Source organism: Promicromonospora kroppenstedtii DSM 19349, from assembly GCF_000515355.1.
Taxonomy (GTDB): Bacteria; Actinomycetota; Actinomycetes; order Actinomycetales; family Cellulomonadaceae; genus Promicromonospora; species Promicromonospora kroppenstedtii.
Genome location: NZ_KI911686.1, coordinates 221,910 through 225,728, shown reverse-complemented (window position 1 = coordinate 225,728; position 3,819 = coordinate 221,910). Strand labels below are relative to the sequence as shown.

The 3,819-nt window shown below is 72.4% G+C and carries 2 protein-coding genes; both read right to left on the bottom strand.

Annotation, left to right across the window (positions count from 1 at the left end):
* Positions 1–149: 149 nt before the first annotated feature.
* Entirely contained in the window at positions 150–2,609 is a 2,460-nt protein-coding gene (locus PROKR_RS15620) for a transglutaminase TgpA family protein (RefSeq protein ID WP_036964546.1), read from the bottom strand.
* On the bottom strand, positions 2,606–3,817 hold the full coding sequence (locus PROKR_RS15615) for a DUF58 domain-containing protein (protein ID WP_051433032.1): 1,212 nt from the start codon (positions 3,815–3,817) through the stop codon (positions 2,606–2,608). The genes PROKR_RS15620 and PROKR_RS15615 overlap by 4 nt, the downstream gene beginning before the upstream one ends.
* Positions 3,818–3,819: the final 2 nt, after the last annotated feature.

The following is a 3,819-nucleotide window of genomic DNA, read 5'->3' as shown; positions in this document are numbered from 1 at the left end:
CGCGGCCGCCGCCTGCACCTGCCCCTGCGGCACCTGGGCCGCCTCCGCGACCGGCCGCCCCGTGCGCGGGAACTCCCGGCCGCACGCGGCGCAGAACGGCGCACCCGCTCGCTGGGTCGACCCGCAACCAGCGCAGACCACGTCCGTCATCAGCTCTCCTTCTTCCGCCGGGACCCGAGTCCCCCGAGTGCCGCGAGGACTCCGCGACCACCGCCCACACGCGCCCAGACGGACCGCAGCGACAACGCCGCGCGCACCCTCCGTCGCGTACTCAGGTTGGAGCGTAGCCCGCCCACCAGCTCGTCCACCTCGGCCCAGAACGAATCGACGTCCGCCTGGGTCGGCTCACCGCGCCCGAAGACCGACGCGTCCGCGCGGTGGGCGAGCGTGAGGGTCGAGGGGACCTGGTGCGCACCGGCGATCACGCCGGCACCCTCGCGTCGGGTCGCGCCCGGCGGGACGGTCGTGCCGAGGTCGGTGACGACGTCGACCACCTCGTGCCAGCCGCCGCTGATCCGGTCGGCGGGCTGCTCCGCGGTGCGGCGGGCCGTACGGCGCCGGGCCTTGTAGGCCAGGATCGCGATGATCGGGCCCGCGATGACGAGCAGCGGGATGCCGACCGCGAGCAGGATCAGACCGAGCAGGCCCCAGTCGAAGGGGTCGTTCTCGGCGTCGTCCTTGTTGTCGTCCTCGACGCTGCCGGCCTTCGCCTTGTCCGGCTCCTCCGGCGGCTCCGGGTCCTGGAGCACCGGCGGCTTGGGCACCTGCTCGCTCTTGGGCTCCGGCTGGATCTGCGGCTTCTCGTCCGGGACGGCGTCGATCGGCACCCAGCCGTACTCCTTGTAGGGCACCTCGATCCAGGCGTGCACGTCCTCGCCGCGCACCGTCCAGGGCTCACCCTCCTGGTAGTCGCTGTCCTTGTCGGGGTAGAAGCCCATGACCACGCGGGCCGGGATGCCGGCCTGCCGTGCCATGAGAGCGAGCGCGACGGCGAACTGCTCGTCGTCACCCACCATCTTCTCCTCCTCGACGAGCGTGTCGATCCGCTCCGCCGAGTGGCCTGGACGCGACGGCACCTCGCCGTCGAGCCCGCTGGACAGCACGCCCGAGGCCTGCAGGGCGTCCCGGATGTAGAACAGCTTGGTCGCGGGGTCCGTCTCCTCGCCCGTGAACTGCGTCGCCTTGGCGGGCAGGCCCGCGGGCATCGCGGTCGGCTCGGTCTCCGGCAGGTCCGCGTCGCTGATCTCGGCCTTCTTGAGGATGTCCTCGTCCGGCGCCTCGGGCATCAGCACGTTCAGGCGGTACTTGTCGCCCGGCTTGATACCCGCGGTGGTGATCGCGGTGCTCGTGGTCGAGTTGTAGTAGGTGCCGTCCGTCTGCGCCTCGGCGTTCGCGCCGATCCACTCGACGCCGGTGAGGTTGCCGATCTCGGGGACCCAGACACCGCTGTACCCCGTGACCTCGATGTCGATCGGCGTCGGCGTCTCGTCGGAGCCCGTCGCGATCTCCTCCCCGACCCGCGTGTACACGCCGGTGTCGCCGCCGTCGCCGGCCGCGTCGTAGACCACGCCGTCGTAACGGTCGAGGGTCGCGAGCCGCACGCGGCCGCCCTCGGGCAGGTCGCTCACCGTGAACAGCTCGTCCTCGCGGGCGTCCTTGGCGTAGTGCCGGAACGCGACCAGGGGGCTGGTGTACTGGTGGATGTCGAACGGCGGGACGATCTCCTCGCGGAGCACGGTGCGGGGCTGCTCCGGCATGATCATCGGCGCGGTGAAACCGGCGGCCAGCGCGGCGACGCCCAGGATCGTGGCGCCCGTGCGGACCCGGTGCCAGCGCAGGCGGCGCGTGGCCTCGCGGCTGGCCTCCGTGGAGATCGAGTGCGTGCCGACGCGCGCCTCCATGACGCGCACGGCGCCCCACAGGAGCGCGGCGATGGCGATCACGAGGCCCTGGACGATCGGCATCGCGGCGTCGACCGTGCCGAGCAGGATCACGCCGACGAGGGCGACGATGATCGGCACCACGGCCCAGACGGCGTGCTTCGCGCGCCAGGCGATGGTGCCCGCGACCAGGGACACGATCAGCATGAGCAGGAACGGGACCACCCCGAGGTCGGGGAACGACCGCATGGGGGGCGTGGTGGTGATGAACTGCTTCCAGCCCTGCACGGAACCGAGCAGCAGCTCGCGCACCGTGTCCAGGGTGGGCACCACCCCGGCGATGGTCGTGTGCGGCAGGGCCAGCGCGCCGCCGAACAGGACGTAGGCCAGCACGGCGAGCGCGGTCACGACGACGGCCGGGAAGCGGCGCCAGGCGCCCACCCAGGCCACGACCAGGCCGACGACGGCGCCGCCGACCGTGGGCAGCAGGTAGCCGAGCGAGCCCCACACCGGGCCGAAGCCGACGGCGACGGCCCCGAGCATCACGACGAGGGCCGCGACGTCGACCAGGGCAAACCTGGTCAGCGCGCGCGGCTGCTCGGCCTCCCTGCGGCGGGTAGTGCCCCGGCCGGTGCCGGTCCGGTACCCAGTGCCGGTGCCGTAGGGCGGCTGGTTGCCCTGCGCGGCCCCTCCCCTCGGGAGGTTGCCGCGGGTGTTCTCGTCACTCATGCGTCGCTCATCTTCTTCAGCGCAAGGGGCAGGTCGCCGAGGCGGCCCAGGGTGAGCACGCCCAGCTCCGCGATGGAGTGCCGGCCGAGGGAGGCCCCCGGCACGCACTGGATGGCCATGACCTGCACGCCGGCGGGCACGCGGGCCGACGCCGCACGCAGCTCGGTGGGCGTGACCATGCTGCCGACGATGAAGGAGATCACCGAGAAGTCGGCGGCGGCCATGCTCGCGGCGCGGGCGAGGTCCACCAGCTTGGACTTGCGGGACACCATCTCGATCCGGGAGAGGTCGTCCAGCAGGCGGGTGCGGTGGTCACCGTGCAGCGTGGCCTCGTTGACGAGCACCGTCACGCCGCGGTCCTCCTTGATGGCCTGCAGGCCCAGGGAGCCGCACACGCTGACGGCGAGCTCGAACTCCTCCTCGTTCGCGTAGTCCTCGGCGCGCGTGGACAGCAGCACCGCGAGGTGCGAGCGCCGGGTCTCCTCGAACTGCCGCACCATGATCTGACCGGTGCGGGCCGTCGTCTTCCAGTGGATGTGCCGGCGGTCGTCGCCGGGCACGTAGTCGCGCAGGGCGTGGAAGTTCACGTCCGCGTTCGTGATGTCGTTGGTGATCCGGCCCTCGAGGTCCTTGAGGAAGCCCGTGGAGGAGCCCGTGAGGTTCTTGACGCGCGGGTGCACGAAGACCTCCTGCTCGTTGGTCCAGGTCATCTCGCGGCGCAGCAGGCCCAGGGGGTCGGCGCGGACGGACTTGACCGGACCGACCGTGATCACGCTGCGGCGCCGGGTCGGGATCGTGAAGATCTCCTCGTGCGTGCCGCCGCCCTTGAGCCGGGGCACGGGGAACGCCGCCGTGCCGGTGCCGACGGGGAGCTCCATCACCGACGGCAGCAGCGGACGGCTCGACGCGTTGCGCACGTCGAGGCGCCCCACGGCGCGGTCGCCGACGGTCACGCGCGCCTGCGCCAGGTCGAGCACGACGTCGTACTTGAACCGTCCGAGCACGAACACGATGGCGCACAGGAGCGTCACGGTGAGCACGATCGCGGCCACCAGCAGCTCGAGCCAGCCGAGCGTCAGTGCGGCGATCCAGGCACCGGCCGCCACCAGGGTCACCGCGATGCCGAACGTGCTGAACGTGCGGCGGACCGGCGCGAGCGTACGACCGGCCGCCGCCGCCCGCGTACGGGCGCCGGCGGCGAAGGTCACCC